This window comes from Winogradskyella sp. J14-2 (assembly GCF_001971725.1).
Lineage (GTDB): Bacteria > Bacteroidota > Bacteroidia > Flavobacteriales > Flavobacteriaceae > Winogradskyella.
Genome location: NZ_CP019388.1, coordinates 2563408 through 2583334 on the forward strand (window position 1 = coordinate 2563408; position 19927 = coordinate 2583334).

14 protein-coding genes are annotated in these 19927 nt (G+C 37.3%); 8 read left to right on the plus strand and 6 right to left on the minus strand.

The window, feature by feature from the left end; translation table 11 throughout:
* The first annotated feature begins 20 nt into the window (after window positions 1-20).
* The 6 genes from paaZ to BWZ20_RS11525 all read left to right on the plus strand — a co-directional run bounded on the left by paaZ (window position 21) and on the right by BWZ20_RS11525 (window position 8967).
* On the plus strand, window positions 21-2564 hold the full coding sequence (gene paaZ, locus BWZ20_RS11500) for a phenylacetic acid degradation bifunctional protein PaaZ (protein WP_410529700.1): 2544 nt from the start codon (window positions 21-23) through the stop codon (window positions 2562-2564).
* A gap of 60 nt (window positions 2565-2624) precedes the next feature.
* Window positions 2625-3377, plus strand: a complete 753-nt coding sequence (locus BWZ20_RS11505; protein ID WP_076620146.1) for an enoyl-CoA hydratase/isomerase family protein — start codon at window positions 2625-2627, stop codon at window positions 3375-3377.
* A 119-nt stretch (window positions 3378-3496) separates the two neighbouring features.
* The gene (locus tag BWZ20_RS11510; RefSeq protein ID WP_076620148.1) at window positions 3497-4093 is read left to right on the plus strand and encodes a transferase hexapeptide repeat family protein; all 597 of its coding nucleotides are present in this window, start codon (window positions 3497-3499) and stop codon (window positions 4091-4093) included.
* Between the two features lie 183 nt (window positions 4094-4276).
* On the plus strand, window positions 4277-5587 hold the full coding sequence (locus BWZ20_RS11515; RefSeq protein WP_076620150.1) for a dihydrolipoamide acetyltransferase family protein: 1311 nt from the start codon (window positions 4277-4279) through the stop codon (window positions 5585-5587).
* Window positions 5588-5702: 115 nt separating this feature from the next.
* Entirely contained in the window at window positions 5703-6770 is a 1068-nt protein-coding gene (locus tag BWZ20_RS11520; protein ID WP_157358398.1) for a branched-chain amino acid aminotransferase, read from the plus strand.
* Window positions 6771-6891: 121 nt separating this feature from the next.
* On the plus strand, window positions 6892-8967 hold the full coding sequence (locus BWZ20_RS11525) for a thiamine pyrophosphate-dependent enzyme (protein WP_198034985.1): 2076 nt from the start codon (window positions 6892-6894) through the stop codon (window positions 8965-8967).
* Between the two features lie 57 nt (window positions 8968-9024).
* Here the strand turns inward: BWZ20_RS11525 and BWZ20_RS11530 are convergent, their stop codons facing one another.
* From BWZ20_RS11530 to BWZ20_RS11555, 6 genes are all read right to left on the minus strand, one after another.
* Entirely contained in the window at window positions 9025-9216 is a 192-nt protein-coding gene (locus BWZ20_RS11530) for a cold-shock protein (protein ID WP_076620155.1), read from the minus strand.
* 121 nt (window positions 9217-9337) lie between these two features.
* Window positions 9338-11014, minus strand: a complete 1677-nt coding sequence (locus BWZ20_RS11535; protein WP_076620156.1) for a SulP family inorganic anion transporter — start codon at window positions 11012-11014, stop codon at window positions 9338-9340.
* Window positions 11015-11131: 117 nt separating this feature from the next.
* Window positions 11132-11704: a DUF4136 domain-containing protein gene (locus BWZ20_RS11540; RefSeq protein ID WP_076620157.1), complete on the minus strand. Its 573-nt coding sequence runs from the start codon at window positions 11702-11704 to the stop codon at window positions 11132-11134.
* A gap of 11 nt (window positions 11705-11715) precedes the next feature.
* Window positions 11716-13725, minus strand: coding sequence for a urocanate hydratase (locus tag BWZ20_RS11545; protein ID WP_076620158.1), 2010 nt, complete (start codon window positions 13723-13725; stop codon window positions 11716-11718).
* A complete protein-coding gene (locus tag BWZ20_RS15410; protein WP_198034951.1) occupies window positions 13725-13883 on the minus strand; it encodes a DUF5522 domain-containing protein in 159 nt (52 codons plus the stop codon). Before BWZ20_RS15410 ends, BWZ20_RS11545 begins: the two co-directional genes overlap by 1 nt.
* 368 nt (window positions 13884-14251) lie before the next feature.
* Entirely contained in the window at window positions 14252-17971 is a 3720-nt protein-coding gene (locus tag BWZ20_RS11555; protein ID WP_076620160.1) for a CUB domain-containing protein, read from the minus strand.
* A gap of 254 nt (window positions 17972-18225) precedes the next feature.
* Between BWZ20_RS11555 and BWZ20_RS11560 the strand changes: the two genes are divergently transcribed.
* Both BWZ20_RS11560 and BWZ20_RS11565 read left to right on the plus strand, forming a co-directional pair.
* Entirely contained in the window at window positions 18226-19113 is an 888-nt protein-coding gene (locus tag BWZ20_RS11560) for a 1-aminocyclopropane-1-carboxylate deaminase/D-cysteine desulfhydrase (protein WP_157358405.1), read from the plus strand.
* A complete protein-coding gene (locus BWZ20_RS11565; RefSeq protein WP_076620161.1) occupies window positions 19095-19925 on the plus strand; it encodes a glucosaminidase domain-containing protein in 831 nt (276 codons plus the stop codon). The genes BWZ20_RS11560 and BWZ20_RS11565 overlap by 19 nt, the downstream gene beginning before the upstream one ends.
* Window positions 19926-19927: the final 2 nt, after the last annotated feature.

Below are 19927 nucleotides of genomic sequence, written 5' to 3' on the forward strand. Positions count from 1 at the left end.
CTGACAACCTCAAAAAATAAATGATTGTGAAAAAAATAGAACATTATATCTGCGGAAACTGGACTACAGGAAAAGAAGAAGGAGCACCAATTTACGATGCTATAACAGGCGAACATTTTACAAATTGGGCTGTTGAAGGATTAGATATTCCTGAAGTTCTTAACTACGCACGCACAAAAGGAGGCGAAGTACTTCGTAAAATGACCTTTCAAGAGCGCGGTAATATGCTCAAAAAATTGGCACTTTACCTTACAAAGCGCAAAGAACAATTTTACGATTTAAGTTACAGAACTGGCGCAACGCGTGTAGATAGTTGGATAGATATAGAAGGTGGTTTTGGTAATCTGTTTGCCAATGCATCATTACGAAAATTATTTCCAAACAAACCATTCCACGTAGAAGGCGACCCAATCGATTTGTCTCGTGGCGGACGTTTTATGGCACATCATATAATGGTGCCAAAAAAAGGTGTTGCAGTGCACATCAACGCGTTTAATTTCCCGGTTTGGGGAATGTTAGAAAAGTGTGCTGTAAACTGGATGGCAGGTGTGCCAGCAGTAGTTTTGCCTGCGCCATCATCAGCTTATTTAGCAGAGGCAGTAGCGAGAGAAATTATTAATTCTAGTATTTTACCAGAAGGCGCACTTCAAATCATAAACGGGACAGTTAAAACCATTTTAGATACCGTCGAGTCTCAAGATGTCGTCACCTTTACAGGTTCAGCCGCAACTGGTCGCTTATTAAAAGCGCATCCAAGATTAATTGAAGAATCGGTGCCTTTTACTATGGAAGCTGATTCGCTTAACGCCTCTATTTTAGGCGAAGATGCAGTTCCTGGAACACCAGAATTCAATTTGTTCGTTAAGGAAGTTCGAAAGGAAATGACCGTAAAAGCTGGACAAAAATGTACAGCCATCCGACGCATTATTGTTCCTGAAAATTTAGTTGAGGATGTTCAAATCGCATTAGCAAAAGAGCTCGATAAAGTCACCATTGGCGACCCAAGACTTAAGGAAGTGAGAATGGGTTCATTGGTGAGTAAGCAACAAGTTGAAGCAGTGAAAAGTTCTATTGCAGATATCAGCAAAGAAGCTGAAATAGTTTATGGCAATTTGGATAATATTGAGACTATTGGAGCGGATGCCAACAAAGGTGCATTTATTAGTCCGGTGGTGTTTAGAACTGATAATCCTTTCCAGAATAGTGTTGTTCACGAGCGCGAAGCATTCGGACCAGTAAGTACCATTATGCCTTACAAGTCAATGGACGAAGCTGTGCAATTAGCGCAAATGGGTAAAGGGTCGTTAGTGTCTTCTATTGCAACATTCGATGATAACATCGCGACGGATTATGTAGTTAATGCAGCGAGTCATCACGGAAGAATTTTGGTGATTAATCGCGAAATGGCAAAACAAAGTACAGGTCACGGTTCGCCACTACCTTACTTAGTTCACGGAGGTCCAGGACGTGCTGGTGGTGGAGAAGAAATGGGTGGAATGCGTGGCATTAAACACTATTTACAACGTACAGCCATTCAAGGAACACCATCAACCATCACTGAAATTACTGGCATTTATCAGCAAAATGCAAAATATAAAGAAGCTGAAGACCATCCGTTTAAGTACCATTGGGAAGATATCCAACCAGGAATGTCTTTAAAAACACACAAGCGTACGCTTACGGATTCCGATATTCAGAATTTTGCCAATCTAACTTGGGACCATTTCTATGCACATACAGATATAACCTCACTAGATGGCAGTATTTTTGAAAAACGAACAGTACACGGTTATTTTATAATTTCTGCAGCAGCTGGTTTATTCGTGTATCCAAATAAAGGTCCAGTAGCGGCAAATTACGGTTTGGATTCTATCCGATTTTTAAGACCGTTATATCACAACGATACCATTTATGTGCGTTTAACCTGTAAGGAAAAAGTAGATAGAGATGTGTCATCAACAGAGCATCCAAGTGGCATTGTAAAATGGCACGTTGAGGTGTTTGATGCTAATTTTGAAAATCGACCAGAAAGTCAAAAAACAGACAAAGACAGTCCGTTGGTTGCCGTGGCTACCATTTTAACAATGGTTCAGAAAAAACAAGAAACATTTGTTGAAATGACCGAAGAAAAAATCAACGAATGCTTATCAAAATTAAAAGCAGACGCCAAACCAAAATGGGGCATTATGACGCCTCAACATATGATTGAGCATTTAGAATACACTTATAAAATTGCGTCTGGCGAAATTCAAGACTTTGAAATTTCTACACCACAGAAGATTTTAGACAAGGTACACGCAAGCTTGTATAACTATAGAAAGTTTCCGCAGAACTCTCAATTTCCGCAGTTAGAAAAAGATACGCTAGATGATTTAAAACATCAAGATTTAGAAACAGCGATTGAGAAGTTTAAAGAACAACGTAAAAAATACATCGAGTTCTTCAAGGAAAATCCAGATGCTAAATTGAAGAATATAGTATTTGGCGAGTTGAATCGTTACGAATCTTACTTACTCGAAAGAAAACATTTAAACCATCATTTCGAGCAGTTCGATTTGTTATAAAATAGAAATTAATGTCACCTCGAGCGCAGTCGAGAGGTTTCACAAATAAAACAAAATAATATGAGTAACCCTTATGTTAAATTAGAAATAGAAAACCAAGTAGGATACATCGAATTCTTTCATCCTGCGCATAACTCATTACCAGGAAATATTCTAGCTGAATTAGCACAAACTATTACCGATGCTGGTTATAATGACGACATTAAAGTTATCGTCTTAAAAAGTGGAGGCGATAGAACATTTTGTGCTGGAGCAAGTTTTAACGAGTTGATAAATATCAATGATGAAGCGACAGGAAAAGTCTTCTTTTCAGGATTTGCCAACGTGATTAATGCAATGCGCAAATGTCCGAAATTTATTATTGGACGAGTGCAAGGAAAAACCGTTGGTGGAGGAGTAGGTGTTGCTTCGGCAACCGATTATTGTATGGCAACAAAATTTGCAGCTATAAAGTTAAGCGAGCTAAACGTTGGTATCGGTCCGTTTGTTGTTGGTCCGGCTGTAGAGCGCAAGTTAGGATTAAGCGGAATGTCACAAATCGCCATTGATGCCAATACGTTTTATCCAGCAGAATGGGCAAAACAAAAAGGCTTATTTACACAAGTATTTGATACTACAGATGAATTAGATGAAGCCGTAAAAACTTTTGCCGAAAATCTTTGTAATTACAATCCAGAAGCAATGAAAGAAATGAAGAAAATCTTTTGGCAAGGTACCGAAGATTGGGACACGCTTCTAGCCGAAAGAGCAGCCGTTAGTGGTCGCTTGGTATTAAGTGATTTTACAAAAGAAACATTAAAACGATTTAAATAAAAAAGCCCATCCTAACCTTCCCAAAGGGAAGGAACTAAGAAAGAGAAAATGAAACAGTACACAACAGTAAGCACAACGGAGTGTTTTTCCCCTTTGGGGAAATTAAAAGGGGCTGCATTATGATATACAAATTCCAAGGATACACACCAGTTGTACACGAAAGCAGTTTCGTGCACCCATTGGCTGCAGTCACTGGCAATGTCATCATTGGCAAAAACTGTTACATCGGTCCAGGTGCTGCCATTCGTGGAGATTGGGGACAAATCATTTTAGATGATGGTGTTAACGTGCAAGAAAACTGTACAGTGCATATGTTTCCAGGTAAATCTATTACCCTAAAAGAAAGTGCACACGTTGGTCACGGAGCCATCATTCACGGAGCCAATTTGGGCCGTAATTGCCTCATTGGTATGAATACCGTAATTATGGATGATGCCGAAATTGGAGATGAAAGTATCGTTGGCGCTATGGCATTTGTTAAGGCCGAAACTAAAATTCCACCACGTAGTTTGGTGGTTGGTAATCCAGCAAAAGTCATCAAGCAGGTAAGCGACGAGATGATTGCTTGGAAAACTAAAGGAACACAATTGTATCAGCAATTGCCAAAAGATTGTCACGAGACTTTGAGAGAAGTAGAACCACTTCGAGAAGTACCAAAAGATAGATTAGTACAAGAAAACACGTATGCTACATTACGTGATTTTATGAAAAAATAGAAAAGATGAACGTCACTTCGAGTGATTTTTCAGGGACGAGAAAATTGTATCGAGAAGTTTATGAGTAATTACTATCAAAATAAGTTTACTCGATTTAAAAATAAAGGCACAAACTAACAAACGCTAGTTAATACGTTTTGTCATTCCGCATTAGATGCGGAATCTAAATTGAAGATAAAGACTATGTCTAAATTTGAACTAAAAATGCCCAAAATGGGTGAGAGCATCACAGAAGGAACCATCATTAATTGGTTAATCAATGAAGGCGATTCTTTTGATGAAGGCGATATTATATTAGAAGTAGCTACAGATAAGGTAGATAACGAAGTGCCAGCACCAGCAGCAGGAACGTTGTTAGAAACCAAATACCAAGCAAAAGATGTGGTAAAAGTTGGTGAAGTTATCGCCATTTTAGAAGTTGAAGCGACCAATTCTAAGCAAAAACCTAAAGAAGAAGCTGCCACGTCGAGCGCAGTCGAGACGTCTCAAAAGAAAACTAAAAAGAAACGTTCCATCACATCGAGCGCAGTTGAGGCGTCAACTTCAAATTCATTTTCAGTCAATAATACAAATACATTCTTCTCACCACTAATTATTTCCATTGCAAAGGAGCATCACATTAGTTTTGAAGAACTAGCAAGAATTCCAGCAACCGGAAACGAAGGACGATTAAGAAAGAGCGATGTATTCAATTATATCGAAGATGGCAGACCATACAAGTTTGCACAGCCAGTGGTACAAGATCCAACGGCTTATCGCATTCCGCAATTAACGTTCGATAAAGGCAAAGGAAAGATTGTAGAAATGGATCGTATGCGCCAAATGATTGCAGATCATATGGTGTATTCCAAACATACGTCACCGCATGTAACGGCTTATGTTGAAGCCGACTTAACCAATATGGTAAATTGGCGTAATGAAAATAAAGTTGCTTTTCAAGAAAAATATAGTGAAAAACTAACCTTTACACCATTGTTTGTAGAAGCTGTAGCTAAAGCAGTCAAGGATTTTCCAAATATCAATGCTTCTGTCGATGGTAACAATATCATCGTAAAAGAAGACATTAATATTGGTATGGCAACAGCACTACCAAGTGGAAATTTAATTGTGCCAGTAGTTAAAAATGCTGATACTAAAGACTTAAAAACATTAGCCGAAAACGTAAACGAGCTCGCTGGAAAAGCAAGAGAAAATAAGTTGAGTGGCGACGATATCAAAGGCAGCACGTTCACTATTTCTAACGTTGGGACGTTTGGTAGCGTAATGGGAACGCCAATTATCAACCAACCAGAAGTTGCCATTTTAGCATTAGGAATTATAAAAAAACGTGCCGAAGTCATCGAAACTGAAAAAGGCGACGAAATCGCTATTAGAAGTATGATGTACTTATCCTTGTCCTTCGACCATCGTGTTGTTGATGGGTATTTAGGCGGAAGCTTTGTGCGAAGAGTTGCTGATTATTTAGAACAATTTGATACGAATAGAAAAATATAAAAACGACGTCACTTCGAGTGATTTGTGAGGAACGAGCAAATTGTATCGAGAAGTAGTTAAATAGTTCTCGATACAAAATTGCTAAAGACAATTTCACTCGAACTGACGAAAAAAAATAAACATGAATATTTCAATCAAAAAAATAGAAACATCAAAAGTCGATACTATCGACTTCAACAACATACCATTAGGAACATCTTTTACAGATCATATGTTTATCTGCGATTATAAAGATGGCCAATGGCAAAACCCAAGAATAGAACCTTTAGCTTTAATTCCAACGCATCCAGCAGCAATGGCATTGCATTACGGACAAGCCATTTTCGAAGGCATGAAAGCTAATGTAGATGCAGATGGAACACCAATGCTATTCCGTGCCGATAAAAATGCGGTACGTTTAAACTTTAGTGCAGACCGAATGGGAATGCCAAATGTTCCAGAAGAATTGTTTGTAGAAGGCTTAAAACAATTAGTGGCTATGGATAAAGCTTGGATTCCACCACAAGATGGTAGTGCTTTATACTTACGTCCATTTATGTATGCCGATGAAGCCTTTATCGGTATGCGCGCAGCCACAAGTTACAAGTTTATCATTATGGCATCACCAGCAGGGCCGTTTTTTAGCAAGCGTATAAAATTGTGGGCCGAGAAGAAATATGTTCGTGCTGTAGATGGTGGTACAGGCGAAGCAAAAGCGGCTGGAAATTACGCAGCAGCAATTCGTCCTACAGAATTAGCAAAAGCAAAAGGCTACGACCAAGTATTGTGGTTAGATGCTGTTGAGCACGAGTACATTCAAGAGGTGGGAACAATGAATATTTTCTTCAAAATTGATGGGAAATTCATCACACCACGTCGCGATGGCGCTATTCTCGATGGCATTACCAGAATGAGCGTTATCGATATTTTAAAGGATAAAGATTTTGAAGTTATTGAGCGTCCAATCACGCTTACCGAAATACGAGAAGCATCAGAAAAAGGCCTTTTAGAGGAAGCTTTCGGAACAGGAACAGCCGTTGGTATTGCTTACATTCAGAGTATTGGTACAGAAAATGGCGACATTCACGTCTCTGATGAAAGTCCGGTAGGATTAGATGTTAACAACACGCTAAATGCCATAAAAACAGGAAAAATTGAAGATAAATTCAACTGGATGATAAAGGTTGAAAAGGAATTAGTGTAAAGATAACGTCACTTTGAGTGATTTGTGAGGAACGAGCAAATTGTATCGAGAAGTAATTATAAAGTTCCCGATACAAAATTGCTTAAGACAATTTCACTCGAACTGACGAATAGATATAATGATGAATAAAGAGATATTAAAAAAAGGATTTACCAATTTAGTAACCGCCAAAACAATGGCAGAATTGTATGAGGCTAACTTCAAAGTAGTTTCAAAATACGTGCACGCTACATCGCGTGGTCACGAAGCCATTCAGACCGCTTTAGGAATGCAATTGTTACCTCAAGATTATGCATTTCCGTATTATAGAGACGATGCAATGTTGTTAGCTTTTGGTATGACACCTTACGATTTAATGCTACAGGTATTGGCTAAAAAAGACGATCCATTTTCTGGTGGAAGAACATATTATTCGCATCCAAGTTTAAAAGATGCCGATAAGCCTAAAATTCCGCATCAATCATCAGCAACAGGTATGCAAGCTATTCCTGCAACTGGTGTCGCTATGGGAATGCAATATTTGGAAAAGCAAAATTTAAGGAATCCTAATGTCATTCAGAGCGATAGCGAAGAATCTAAATTAAAACCAATCACGGTTTGTAGTTTAGGGGACGCATCAGTTACCGAAGGCGAAATTGCAGAAGCCTTTCAAATGGCGGCTTTAAAGCAAATGCCAATTCTATATTTGGTGCAAGACAACGGTTGGGATATTTCAGCCAATGAAGCCGAAACCAGAGCTCAAAATGCTGCAGAATATGCTAAAGGTTTTCACGGATTAGAAGCCATTTCTATAGATGGTGCTAAATTTATTGAAAGCTACGAAGCTCTAGAAAAAGTTATAAAAACCATACGAGACGAGCGTCGACCATTTTTGGTGCACGCTAAAGTGCCGTTATTGAATCATCATACATCTGGTGTGCGTATGGAATGGTATCGTGATGACTTGGAAGAAGCAAAATCTCGTGATCCATATTCTGTTTTAAAACAGCAAATGTTAGATAGTGGTTTCACTCAAAAGGATATAGATGTTATTGAAGCGGAAATAAAAACGCTGGTTGAAAATGATTTTCAAAAAGCTTTAAAAGCTGAAGATCCAACACCAGAAGATTTATTTACCCACGATTTTGCGCCAACGCCAATTACCGAAGAAAAAGGTGAGCGTTCACCAGAAGGTGCGGAAAAAGTAGTGATGGTAGATTGTGCCTTATTCGCTGTAGAAGAATTAATGCGTAAGCATCCAGAGTGTTTGCTTTATGGACAAGATGTTGGTGGCCGACTAGGTGGTGTGTTCAGGGAAGCAGCAACATTAGCACAGAAATTTGGTGATGACAGAGTTTTCAATACACCAATTCAAGAAGCTTTTATTGTGGGTTCTACGGTTGGTATGAGTGCGGTGGGTTTAAAGCCAATTGTTGAGGTTCAGTTTGCCGATTATATTTGGCCAGGACTCAATCAATTATTTACCGAAGTGAGCCGAAGCTGTTATTTAAGTAACGGAAAATGGCCTGTAAGTATGATTTTGCGTGTGCCAATTGGCGCTTATGGTAGTGGTGGACCTTACCACTCATCTTCTGTGGAAAGTATAGTCACTAATATAAGAGGTATTAAAATTGCTTACCCAAGTAATGGTGCCGATTTAAAAGGTTTGATGAAGTCTGCTTATTACGACCCGAATCCAGTAGTTATTTTTGAGCATAAAGGTTTGTATTGGTCTAAAGTTCCTGGAACAAAAACAGCAACTTCTGTAGAGCCTGCTGAGGATTATATTTTACCTTTTGGAAAAGCATGGTTGCCACAGGAAATCTGGAAGCAAGACGATGTAGAAACGTGTACCATTGTAACTTATGGAATGGGTGTGCATTGGGCTTACAATGCTTCAGGTGAATTAGATATGCGTGATCAAATTGAAATTGTAGATCTTAGAACGCTTTACCCTTTGGATGAAGATACTGTAATGAAGTCGGTTAAGAAAACAGGCAAATGTTTGGTGGTAACAGAAGAGCCGAGTGATAATAGTTTTGCGAGAGCATTAGCTGGAAAAATTCAGGAAGAATGTTTTAAGTATTTAGATGCGCCAGTGATGACGATTGGTAGCGAGAATATGCCTGCCATTCCACTGAATTCAACATTAGAACAAGCAATGATTCCTTCAACTGAAAAGGTGAAGACTAAGGTTAAAATGTTATTAGATTATTAAAATAAAAAAAGCCTATCATTTTTGATAGGCTTTTTCATAAAAAGATTTTAAGTATACTTATATAACTTTTACATTAATTGCATTTAATCCCTTTTTTCCTTCTGTTAAATCGAATTCTACATTGTCACCTTCTCTAACCTCATCAACTAAACCAGAAATGTGTACAAAATGCTCTTTGCTGTTTCCTTCTTCTGTTATGAATCCAAAACCTTTAGAGTCATTAAAAAATTTTACTGTACCAGTATTCATATTAAAATATATTAAATTAAGTAACGAAGGTAGTCTAAATAATTGATTATCAATTATTTTTATTAATTTAATTTTGTTTTTAATTTTAATGGTCTAAGGCTTAGGTCTTAGCGCTTATCTTTTATAAATCGTATTCCGAAAGTGGTTTTGTAAATTCTTCAGGATTAGCTGCTAAATAATAGCGAGGATCATTGATGTCTTCTACAATAACCTCTTTAAACTTAGGGCTTGCTTTATACATTAAAGTTTTGCAGTCTTCGCTAAGGTGTTTTAGTTTTAAACTCTTACCTGCAGCTTCATATTTGTTTACCAAATTAAAAATAGCTTCCATGGCAGAATGATCGCTAACACGCGACTCTACAAAATCTATTTCAACTTTTTCAGGGTCATTTTTTACGTCGAATTTTGAATTAAAACTTTGAATAGATCCAAAGAACAATGGTCCCCAAATTTCGTAAGTTTTAGTCCCATCTGGTTGAAGACGTTTTCTTGCTCTAATCATTGTGGCGTTTTTCCAAGCAAATACCAATGCCGAAATGATAACACCAACAATTACGGCAACGGCCAAATCTTTCCAAACTGTAATAGCAGAAACAGTAATAAGTACAATAGCATCAGAAATAGGAATCTTACGAATGATTCTAAAGCTAGACCAGGCGAATGTTCCGATAACTACCATAAACATTACACCTACTAATGCAGCAATAGGAATTTGCTCAATTAATGGTGCGGCAAATAGAATAAATCCTAACAAAGCGACAGCTGCAAAAGCGCCAGATAAACGACCACGACCGCCAGAATCTACGTTGATGATCGATTGACCAATCATAGCACAGCCACCCATTCCACCAAATAAACCATTTAGCATATTGGCACTTCCCTGAGCAATACATTCGCGATTACCATTTCCTCTGGTTTCTGTGATTTCATCTACAAGGTTTAAGGTCATTAATGATTCAATTAAACCTACTGCAGCTAGAATGAATGCTGTCGAAATAATGATATCCCAATGTCCTGCAAGTGTTCCGAATAATCCAAAAATCTGTTCTTGAAATGTTGGTAACCCACCTTTTAAGCCTTTACCACCACCTTCTGCAATAAAAGAACCAACGGTACTCATTTCAATTCCACCAAAAATTGTAATACAAGCGACAACGACTATAGCTACTAAAGCAGCAGGAATTTTTTTGGTAAGTTTAGGTAGTCCATACATAATTCCCATAGTCAGACCAATAAAGCCCATCATTTTCCAAAAAGCTGCATTTGATAATAATGCTGAAAACCATTCAGAAGGATTACCAAAAAATGAAATATCCTGTGGAACAGCATTAGGAAATAATTTTAATTGTGATAAGAAGATAACGATGGCTAAACCGTTTACAAAGCCCATCATTACAGGATGAGGAATAAGTCTTACAAATTTTCCAAGCTTAAAAATACCTGCTAAAATTTGAATACCACCAACAAATAATAAGGTAATAAATAGCCATTGAAGCCCGAGGTTTTCAATAGGTGTATCTAAATTAATACCAACTTCATTTCCTTTTTGAATAAGATGCACCATAACCACTGCCATTGCACCTGTAGCACCAGAAATCATTCCTGGTCGTCCACCAAATAAAGCAGTAACGATACCCATCATAAAAGCACCATATAATCCAACTAGTGGATCTACACCAGCAACAAAAGCAAATGCTACAGCTTCAGGGACTAATGCCAATGCAACTGTAAGACCAGATAAAATATCGTCTTTAGGGTTTTGTGTAAAATTCTTTCTTGTGGTTTGACCTAAAATCATAACGTTTTCTTTCTGAAGTCGGCAAAGATAGAATATTTAAAATAATAGCTACTTCTAAAATATTTAAACAAAAAAGCACTGCGTAATCAGTGCTTTAATTTTTTATGTTTTAAAATCCTATTTTGATGGAGGAAACTGCTCTAAAGTTTTGGCTACAAACTCTCTGATACGTTCTTCCTTCTTTTCGACATTTCGTGTCACTAGATATCCAGTTCCAGAACCTTGCCAGAATAATTCTTTTTTGTCAGTATCTATAAAGTCAATAAAGAGCATGCCTTCAGTCTGTGTTGAGACACTACTTCCGCCCCAGCCAGGTCCCCAACCAAATCCAGGTCCCCAGCCCCAACCCCAGCCACCGAAGCCTCCCCAGCCCCAGCCGCCAAAGCCCCAGGCATTGTTGTATACGTCCACACGTTGGTTTGATTTTGTGAAGATACTCACTAGCATATCTGGATTTTCGGACTTAGTCATTCCTTTTGCTAAAAGTTCAGCTTCAATAGCTCTAAGGATTCTTCTTTTATCGATATCACTTATTTCTGCTTTGTCAATTCCAGGCTTGAAAAACGCAAAGGTTTTGTATTGGTCAAAATTGGCTTCTCTGTCGTAATCTGCAGCTACTCTCACAGAGCTACATGACGATAGAAGAATAACCATAACTAAAACTGGTGTAAATTTGAGTAGTCTCTTCATATCACTTTTTTTTAAATGTTTTTTAAAAGATCATCATCAACAGTGTTTGGCAATGTAACTTTTAAATTTGGTTCGGTTTCCATAGCGCGTTTTATAGCGAAAATAGCTCCCTCATTTCTTGCCCAACTTCTTCTGGAAATACCATTATTTACATCCCAAAATAGCATTTGTTTGAGACGCGTTGATGCTTCTTTGGTACCATCAAGAACCATGCCGAATCCACCATTAATCACTTCTCCCCAGCCAACACCACCACCATTGTGGATGCTTACCCAAGTGGCTCCTCTAAAACTATCTCCTATAACATTGTGAATGGCCATATCTGAAGTGAAACGAGAGCCATCATAAATATTACTTGTTTCCCTGTATGGGGAATCTGTCCCAGAGACATCGTGATGATCACGCCCTAGAATTACGTAGCCAATATCACCATTTTCTATGGCTTTATTGAAGGCTTCGGCAATTTTCATTCGACCTTCTGCGTCTGCATATAATATTCTGGCTTGTGAGCCAACGACTAATTTATTTTCTTGCGCACCTTTAATCCACTGAATGTTATCAGCCATTTGTTGTTGGATGTCTTCAGGTGAATTTTTCATGATTTCCTCTAAAACTTCGCAAGCAATTGCATCTGTTTTAGCAAGATCTTCTGGTTTGCCCGAAGCGCAAACCCAACGAAAGGGACCAAAACCATAGTCAAAACACATTGGTCCCATAATATCTTGAACGTAGCTTGGATATTTAAACTCTCGGCTAATTGAAAGTTTTTTGGACATTACATCAGCACCAGCGCGTGAGGCTTCTAGCAAGAAGGCATTTCCGTAGTCAAAGAAATAAGTCCCTTTTTCGGTATGCTTGTTAATTGCATCTGCATGGCGACGTAAGCTTTCTTGTACTTTGATTTTAAAAAGCTCGGGATTTTTTGCCATCATCTCATTTGAATCTTCAAAAGATAAGCCAACCGGATAATAGCCACCTGCCCAAGGATTGTGTAGTGAGGTTTGGTCACTTCCTAAATCGATATGAATATTTGATTCGTCAAACTTTTCCCAGACTTCAACAATATTACCTAAGTATGCTATTGATATTGTTTCTTTATTTATTTGCGCTTTTTGAACTCGAGCAACTAATTCATCTAAATCAGTGATTTTTTCATCAATCCAGCCTTGGTCTAATCTAATTTGAGTGATTTTAGGATTTACTTCTGCGCAAACCGTAATACAACCAGCAATGTTACCTGCTTTTGGTTGTGCTCCAGACATTCCGCCCAAACCAGAGGTAACAAAAATGTGTCCTTTAGGTGATTTATTTATTTTTCTAAAGCCGTTTAAAACTGTAATTGTAGTGCCATGAACAATACCTTGTGGGCCAATGTACATGTAGCTTCCGGCTGTCATTTGTCCATATTGTGTAACACCTAATGCATTGAATTTTTCCCAGTCATCTGGTTTAGAATAGTTAGGAATCATCATACCGTTAGTAACCACAACTCTGGGCGCTTCTTTATGTGAAGGGAACAATCCCATAGGATGACCAGAATACATCACAAGTGTTTGCTCGTCATTCATTTCAGCCAAATATTTCATTGTAAGCCTGTACTGTGCCCAGTTAGAAAACACAGCACCATTGCCACCATAAGTAATTAATTCATGTGGGTGTTGAGCAACAGCATAATCTAAATTGTTTTGAATCATTAGCATTATAGCTGCCGCTTGTTTCGATTTTGCTGGATATTCATCAATTGGTCGTGCGTACATTTTGTAGTCTGGACGAAAACGGTACATATAAATGCGACCGTATTTGTCTAGTTCTTGCTTAAACTCTGGGAGTAAAGTGCTGTGGTGTTTTTTGTTGAAATAACGCAATGCATTTCTAAGTGCTAATTTTTCTTCTTGGGGAGATAAGATAGCTTTTCGTTTAGGTGCATGATTTATGTTGTGATCGTATGGTTTTGGTTGAGGTAAAATATCTGGTATGCCTTCTAAAATCTGATCTTTAAATGATAGTTCTGTTACTTGCATTATTTCTTTTTTATTTTTTTATTAAAACCATAAGGGCAATGTCTACAGCCGCTTTCGCAACAGTAACCACGCTTTAGGTGGTATTGCTCCGTAAAACAGCGATACCCTTCTGGTGTTAGGTAGTAATCTCCTTCTTCTATTGGGACATATTTTTTCATGTCTTACAAAGATAATGTAATTTGGATTGATTTTTGAATAGACACTGTTGTGATATTGATTTCAAAATACTTGATACCTAGAGGTTATATTGGTATGACTGTTTTTCCTTTCATGTTTTTAAAAAGTAAAGCATTGAAAGGAAATGATGTGTTGATTAATCATGAGAAAATCCACTTAAAACAACAGTTAGAATTGTTGATTATTCTTTTTTTTGTACTCTACACTCTAGAGTTTTTATTTCGATTATTACAATATAAGAAATGGCATTTGGCATACCGAAATATTTCTTTTGAACGTGAGGCTTATTTAAATGAAAAAGACCTCAATTATTTAAAAAAGAGGCCTTTTTTGGGTTTTATAAAGTATTTTAAAAAATAACCTTAGCTATTTTTTGTTTGCCATCTGTTAGTTTAATTTTTAGGATTAAGGTGGCATTGTTGGGTGAAATTGATTTAAGAGAGAGCCTATTAACGTTAACCGTTTTATTAGAGTATAATGTTCTTCCGAGCACATCATATACATCAATTGAGGTAATGGTTCCATAATTTGATTTTACGGTTATTTTTTCGTTATCTTCAAAAATCACTACACCACTTAAGGTATCGAGGTCTTCTAGCCCAAGCGTTGTATTGGTAAATCTTAAAACAAATCGATCATTTATAATTCCTGATTGGCTTGTAAACGAATAAGGGGATTCCTTAATATTATGAATTGTATCATTTAGTAAATCTTCAATAAAAATATCTTGATTATTATCATTAAATAATCCTTGTAATGTATTAATTGCTATTGTGTGAATACCAGATTCTGTGATGTTAAGGCCTATAGGTACTTGGTCGTTGTTATCAAATGGCATTTCGCGTCCTTGTATGAGGAATGTTTTGTCATCAATTAAAGAATAAAGGTTTAATCCGTTTCCTGCAGTTGTATGTGCATCAAACATTCGGTCTTCGCCATAAGTAGCGCCATCAATATAAGCCACCAAAGTTGTACTAGTTTGACCAGAAGCATTCACATAATCTAACCATATTCTGTTGGCAGCCGAACCATCCATGTTAGACGGATTACTGGTTCTATAAAACTGATTATTAGCATAAGTGCTACTTCTCATAGTATTATCGAAGGTTACTGTTTCGGTTGTTGATGCCGCATCTGTCATTAATACAAAGAATCCCTGGCCAGCACCAATGTTTCCGTTAAAACCTAGTGGTGTGGATGCGCCACTTGAGTTGTAGGCGACATAATCGGCTACGTTATAGTTATAGACATAATCATCATAAAATGGGTCAGTGTTTCCTGCACCAATATCTGTTCCGTGTGTCCATAAATAAACACTTCCTGAGATGTTACCATTATTGGTGTGAGTTAAAAAGTCTATAGCATTGATGGCTGAGGGATATGGGTTACCAATGAGATTCCAATTGTCATCATCGCTAGTTACTAATAAATTATCACCACCAGGAATAGGTTGATAAGTGTAATTAATACCAGTGTAAGTTCCTCGCTCTATAGGTTGTACTATAGTGCCATTATTTGGATTTCCAGAGAAGGTAGCCGTATAGTTTGAAGGAGTTGCCGTGTGTCCTGTAGGGCCTTTTACTATGTAGCCCTTACCAACATTCATTGCGCCAGAGTCGTACCCTTGCCATTCTCCAAAAACCATATTGCCAGGTGGTCCAATTCCTTGAGATGCAGTAGGAAGCCACTCAAATTTGTATCCATTCGGTGTTGCAGGTGATATATCTTGGATGTTAAAACTGGTAACGGGAGAAGACCAATACACATAGTCATTAACTCTAATGTTTGTGTTTCTGTTCATAGTAAAAGTACCATTGACAGTGTTAGCTACATCATCAACTTGAATGAGACTAGAGCTATCTTCCATAGCATATGTGCCACCAGTTTCTACCTCTATTGAGTTTACAATTGTTAATGTAGAATTAGGTTGTTGTGTAAGCGCTGCGCCATTTTCAATAGTTAGATTATAGCCGCCACCATTAGTGGCACCATCAATTATAGGGTCGTTACCTCCTGTGTTTGGTATTACTATACAGTTGCTGTTTGTGGGTACTCCAATAGGAAACCAATTAGCATCAGTGCTCCAATCTATATTTCCCGCAGTACCATTCCATATTTTTTTATTAAATGTTACAGTTACCATATCTGAGCAACTATTTTGGTCGGTTGCGGTATATGTTTGTGTTCCGTTGGGTGCGGCATAAACAGTTCCTGCATAATTCCCGGCAACATAAGGAGTTGTTAGGGTGCTATCTGTATATAGATTGCTGTCGGGTGACCAGGTTATTTGAGGCGGTAAAGGTGCAGCGTCTGCAGTAACTGAAATATCGTCTATAGCCCAGCTTAATAAATATGTGGTATTACCAGATAACCTAAATCTAATATAAAGGTTATTATTACCGTCTAGCGCTGAAATATCAATGTTTTCAGTAGTAGTAACATCAGTCGTAGGGTTTAAATTTGAATATTGAGTGGTCCAGTTGATATTATCTGTAGAAGTTTGAACATAGATGCCAATCAATGTGCTAGTTCCAGCGATATCAAAGTCTTGGCTAAAGTTTAGCTGTAGATTTGTATAGCCTGTTATGTCTATTAATGGGGAGTTTAATCTCCAAGTACTATTATGGCTTCCGCCAGTCCAATCTAACATGGCTTCACTAGCTGTTCCACCAGCATTGGTAGAATTAGAAATAATCCAATCTGCACTTGTGGCACCGTTTACCTCAGTCCATCCGGCAGGGAAAGATGTTCCATCAAAACTTTCTGAAAAAACTGTCGCTATTGGTGGAGGAGGTAAAGCATTAGTTGTAAGTTCTATATAATCTAAATCACAATTGGTTGAGCCAATGGGATAGTTTGTATCTGTAATTAAAAGATTACAAGTGTTTACACAAGTTATATCAATAGCGTATCCGCTAGAAGTAATTGAAGAGTCGCTATCAAATACAAAAGTTAAGGATCCACTAGGGTGCGAAGATGTAAATGGGCCAGGTATTCCTGTGCCAGTAAAGTTACCAAGGCTAGGAAAGGTGTTATTTGGTCCATCAAAAACTTCTAGATAATCATATCCATTTTCAAGATTAAAAGCTGTAAAAGTTGCTACAATAGCAGTTCCGGCAATATCTGGTATAAGTGTTGTTGTAATTAGTTCATTATTTTCATAATTACCACCTGCACCACCACTGTCGTAAATCGTAGATCCACAAATTGTAGGTGGTGTATAAGGTGCGCAAGATAAACTAGCTTCCCATCCAGAATAAGTTATTGAGTTATCACTATCAAAAACAAAGGTCAGTGCACCTGTTGGATCCGATGAAGTAAAAGGCCCTGGGATTGTACTACCAGAAAAGACACCTAATAAGGGAGATGCAGCATTTGGGCCGTCATAAACGTATAGTTCATCAAAATTAGATTCTGTATTAAAAGAAGTAAAAGTTGCAGTTACAGCATCGCCTGGTGTAGTCGGAAAAATGGTTGTAGTTTCAAATTCATTATTAGAATAGTTTCCACTTACACCACCAGTGTCATAAAATGTATCACCGCACGTAAGTGGCGGTGGTGGTACGAATTCAGACGCACAAATGTTAAATGTGCCTTGGTCGAAACCTCCCCATTCCCAAACTCTAACATAAACTCTTGTATTTGGTGTAAGAGCGTTTACACTAAAATAGGGCTCAAGAAATCCAACACCTGAATCATCATCACATTCTACAATAGATAGGTTTCCACCACAAGTGCCAGTATATAATGCGATAACTCCATCATCAAAGTTAGAAGTAGCTATATGGGTAAGGTCTATTTCAATGCTCGTTGTAGAGGGACCCAAATCAATGTAAAACCAAACGTCGGCACCATTGTAGTTGGCGCTAACTGGTTCGCAACCAGAAGGAGCGTCAATATTAGGATTGACTAAATCTGAATCCGTTGCACCTGTATTGTCGCCAATGATGTAGTTACAAGAACCGACAGGGCTTAAAGGTAGTTCAATTGCACTGCAAGGATCGTCTTGCGAAAAGCTAATGTTGAGAATAGCAAAAAAGAGTATTGATAAGAGTAAAAATTTCTTCATCAGCAAAAAACATTATAATTAGAATTACTAGTTTTACGGTTTTCTAGAAAACACATATTCCATTGGTAGTTGTCTCACTAACAACTACATAAATTTGGCTGGTTAACATAAAGAAAGGTTAACATATGATTATCCCGTAAAAAGGGGATAATATATTGTAAATGGCAGATTATGTAGGGATTATGGGTAAATGTAAAAAAAATAAAATTAATTTAACATTTTAATAACCAAAATGTTAAAAAACATAATAAAAATTGATAAATCTAGATATTTGTAATATTTGTATTAATAATCAGTTGTCTGTAAAACCAGAATATCTTATTCATCGTTTTATATCAGGAAATAAGTACAGAAAACTCAAATACAATCTTCAAAAAGCTAAAGCACTACATAAAGACCTGCTGCTTACTTTTGGTGGTGCATATTCTAACCATATTGCTGCAACTGCTTATGCAGGCAAATTATATGGATTTAAAACTATAGGTGTTATAAGAGGTGAGGAGTTGGTGAATAGATTGGATTCTAATCCTACTTTAAAATTTGCAGAAGATTGTGGAATGCAATTTAAATTCATTGATAGAGAAACATACAGGAACAAGTCAGAAAACGACTTTGTTGAAAATCTTAAAACAGAGTTTGGTGATTTTTATTTAATTCCTGAAGGCGGCACTAATCAACTAGCAGTGAAAGGTTGTGAAGAAATTTTGAATAAAGATGATTTTGATTTTGATTTTATTTGTTGTTGTGTGGGAACAGGTGGCACGATTTCTGGATTAATTAATTCTGCAAAACCACAACAGAAAATATTAGGTTTTCCGGCATTGAAAGGTGATTTTATCCGAGAGGATATTCGTAAATTTGCAAAAAAGGATAATTGGGATTTAATAACGCATTACCATTTTGGTGGTTATGGGAAAATAAAGCCTGAATTAATCGCGTTTATTAATGACTTTAAGCATAAATATCAGATCCCTCTAGATCCTATTTATACTGGTAAAATGATGTTTGGTGTTTTTGATTTGATGGAAAAACAGTTTTTCCCAGAAGACGCAAAAATACTAGCCATACACACAGGTGGTTTGCAAGGAATAGAAGGGATGAATATAAAATTGAAACAAAAAGGATGGCCTCAAATAGATTAAAAATTGATTTTAAATATATAATCTTAGTTTTTGCTATAATTGCGTTTTCATGTGGACCAAAAAAGGGTATTGTGACTAAGAAAAAACAACAGAAAGAAAAGACTGAAACAGTAGAGGTGGCAAAAACTGAAAAAACTGATGAAATTAAAACCCCAGAGATAGAAGCAGAGGTTAAGCCACCAACATCTACTGCTGTGTATATAGCAACATACGCTGATATTGCCAAAGAAGAAATGCGTAAATACAAGATTCCTGCGAGTATTACATTAGCACAAGGAATCCTTGAATCTGCATCAGGTAAAGGAAGACTTGCCGTAAAGGCAAATAATCATTTTGGTATAAAATGCCATGGTTGGACAGGAGCCAAAATTTATCATGATGATGACCGTTCTCAGGAATGTTTTAGAAAATACGGAGAAGCAAAATCTTCTTACGAAGACCATTCAAAATTTTTGACCGGTCGAGGTCGTTATGCTGATTTGTTCAAATTAAAACAAGATGATTATAAAGGTTGGGCCAGAGGTTTAAAAAAAGCGGGTTATGCTACGGATAGAAAATATCCAGATAAACTTATTAGTCTCATTGAGCGCTATAAGCTCTATGAGTACGACCAAGAGGTTTTAGGCGCAAAAGCAGGCAATTTTAAAATCGTTAGAGTCAATAGCGGCACAACAATACATATTGTAGCAAAGGGTGATACTTTGTATTCCTTGTCTAAGCGGTATAACACTACTGTAGATGCTATAAAAAGTATGAATAGCTTAAGTTCTAATACATTGGCTATTGGTCAAGAATTAAAGATTCCAAATTAAAT

Bases quoted from the DNA above. Each gene is read 5' to 3' on its own strand.
- BWZ20_RS11545 (WP_076620158.1), bottom strand. From the start codon at position 13,725: ATGCAAGTAACAGAACTATCATTTAAAGATCAGATTTTAGAAGGCATA.
- BWZ20_RS11515 (WP_076620150.1), top strand. From the start codon at position 4,277: ATGTCTAAATTTGAACTAAAAATGCCCAAAATGGGTGAGAGCATCACA.
- BWZ20_RS11525 (WP_198034985.1), top strand. From the start codon at position 6,892: ATGAATAAAGAGATATTAAAAAAAGGATTTACCAATTTAGTAACCGCC.
- BWZ20_RS15410 (WP_198034951.1), bottom strand. From the start codon at position 13,883: ATGAAAAAATATGTCCCAATAGAAGAAGGAGATTACTACCTAACACCA.
- BWZ20_RS11505 (WP_076620146.1), top strand. From the start codon at position 2,625: ATGAGTAACCCTTATGTTAAATTAGAAATAGAAAACCAAGTAGGATAC.
- paaZ (WP_410529700.1), top strand. From the start codon at position 21: ATGATTGTGAAAAAAATAGAACATTATATCTGCGGAAACTGGACTACA.
- BWZ20_RS11535 (WP_076620156.1), bottom strand. From the start codon at position 11,014: ATGATTTTAGGTCAAACCACAAGAAAGAATTTTACACAAAACCCTAAA.
- BWZ20_RS11555 (WP_076620160.1), bottom strand. From the start codon at position 17,971: ATGAAGAAATTTTTACTCTTATCAATACTCTTTTTTGCTATTCTCAAC.
- BWZ20_RS11540 (WP_076620157.1), bottom strand. From the start codon at position 11,704: ATGAAGAGACTACTCAAATTTACACCAGTTTTAGTTATGGTTATTCTT.
- BWZ20_RS11565 (WP_076620161.1), top strand. From the start codon at position 19,095: ATGGCCTCAAATAGATTAAAAATTGATTTTAAATATATAATCTTAGTT.
- BWZ20_RS11530 (WP_076620155.1), bottom strand. From the start codon at position 9,216: ATGAATACTGGTACAGTAAAATTTTTTAATGACTCTAAAGGTTTTGGA.
- BWZ20_RS11510 (WP_076620148.1), top strand. From the start codon at position 3,497: ATGATATACAAATTCCAAGGATACACACCAGTTGTACACGAAAGCAGT.